Annotated in this window: 1 rRNA gene (cut by a window edge); it reads left to right on the top strand. The window is 56.5% G+C overall.

Annotated elements, in window-relative coordinates:
* Positions 1-1,844, top strand: a 23S ribosomal RNA gene (locus ACZ60W_RS36990) (it extends 1,371 nt beyond the left edge of the window).
* The last annotated feature ends 35 nt before the right edge of the window (positions 1,845-1,879 follow it).

The following is a 1,879-nucleotide window of genomic DNA, read 5'->3' as shown; positions in this document are numbered from 1 at the left end:
AAGCCCCAACGGGTGCTGTGATGGGTAGGGGAGCGTCGTGTGCCGGGTGAAGCAGCCGCGGAAGCGAGTTGTGGACGGTTCACGAGTGAGAATGCAGGCATGAGTAGCGATACACACGTGAGAAACGTGTGCGCCGATTGACTAAGGGTTCCTGGGTCAAGCTGATCTGCCCAGGGTAAGTCGGGACCTAAGGCGAGGCCGACAGGCGTAGTCGATGGACAACCGGTTGATATTCCGGTACCCGCTTTGAAACGCCCAATATCGAGCCCATTAATGCTAAGGCCGTGAAGCCGTTCCGGACCCTTCGGGGAAAGGAAAGTGGTGGAGCCGTCGACCCAAGGTGGTAGTAGGTAAGCGATGGGGTGACGCAGGAAGGTAGTCCAGCCCGGGCGGTGGTAGTCCCGGGGTAAGGGTGTAGGCCGTGTGATAGGCAAATCCGTCACACATTGAGGCTGAGACCTGATGCCGAGCCGATTGTGGTGAAGTGGATGATCCTATGCTGTCGAGAAAAGCCTCTAGCGAGTTTCATGGCGGCCCGTACCCTAAACCGACTCAGGTGGTCAGGTAGAGAATACCGAGGCGTTCGGGTGAACTATGGTTAAGGAACTCGGCAAAATGCCCCCGTAACTTCGGGAGAAGGGGGGCCATCACTGGTGATCGGATTTACTCCGTGAGCTGGGGGTGGCCGCAGAGACCAGCGAGAAGCGACTGTTTACTAAAAACACAGGTCCGTGCGAAGCCGTAAGGCGATGTATACGGACTGACGCCTGCCCGGTGCTGGAACGTTAAGGGGACCGGTTAGTCAAGATTCGTCTTGGCGAAGCTGAGAACTTAAGCGCCAGTAAACGGCGGTGGTAACTATAACCATCCTAAGGTAGCGAAATTCCTTGTCGGGTAAGTTCCGACCTGCACGAATGGCGTAACGACTTCTCGACTGTCTCAACCATAGGCCCGGTGAAATTGCACTACGAGTAAAGATGCTCGTTTCGCGCAGCAGGACGGAAAGACCCCGGGACCTTTACTACAGTTTGATATTGGTGTTCGGTTCGGCTTGTGTAGGATAGGTGGGAGACTTTGAAGCCGTGACGCCAGTCATGGTGGAGTCGCCGTTGAAATACCACTCTGGTCGTGCTGGATGTCTAACCTCGGTCCGTGATCCGGATCAGGGACAGTGTCTGATGGGTAGTTTAACTGGGGCGGTTGCCTCCCAAAGGGTAACGGAGGCGCCCAAAGGTTCCCTCAGCCTGGTTGGCAATCAGGTGTTGAGTGTAAGTGCACAAGGGAGCTTGACTGTGAGACCGACGGGTCGAGCAGGGACGAAAGTCGGGACTAGTGATCCGGCGGTGGCTTGTGGAAGCGCCGTCGCTCAACGGATAAAAGGTACCCCGGGGATAACAGGCTGATCTTCCCCAAGAGTCCATATCGACGGGATGGTTTGGCACCTCGATGTCGGCTCGTCGCATCCTGGGGCTGGAGTCGGTCCCAAGGGTTGGGCTGTTCGCCCATTAAAGCGGTACGCGAGCTGGGTTTAGAACGTCGTGAGACAGTTCGGTCCCTATCCGCTGTGCGCGTAGGAATATTGAGAAGGGCTGTCCCTAGTACGAGAGGACCGGGACGGACGAACCTCTGGTGTGCCAGTTGTCCTGCCAAGGGCATGGCTGGTTGGCTACGTTCGGGAGGGATAACCGCTGAAAGCATCTAAGCGGGAAGCCTGCTTCAAGATGAGTATTCCCACCTCCTTGAGAGGGTAAGGCTCCCAGTAGACGACTGGGTTGATAGGCCGGATGTGGAAGCCCAGTAATGGGTGGAGCTGACCGGTACTAATAGGCCGAGGGCTTGTCCTCAGTTGCTCGCGTCCACTGTGTTAGTTCTGAAGCAA

The sequence above is a fragment of the Streptomyces sp. NPDC104202 genome, assembly GCF_055584185.1.
This window is presented reverse-complemented; position numbering and strand designations above follow the sequence as displayed.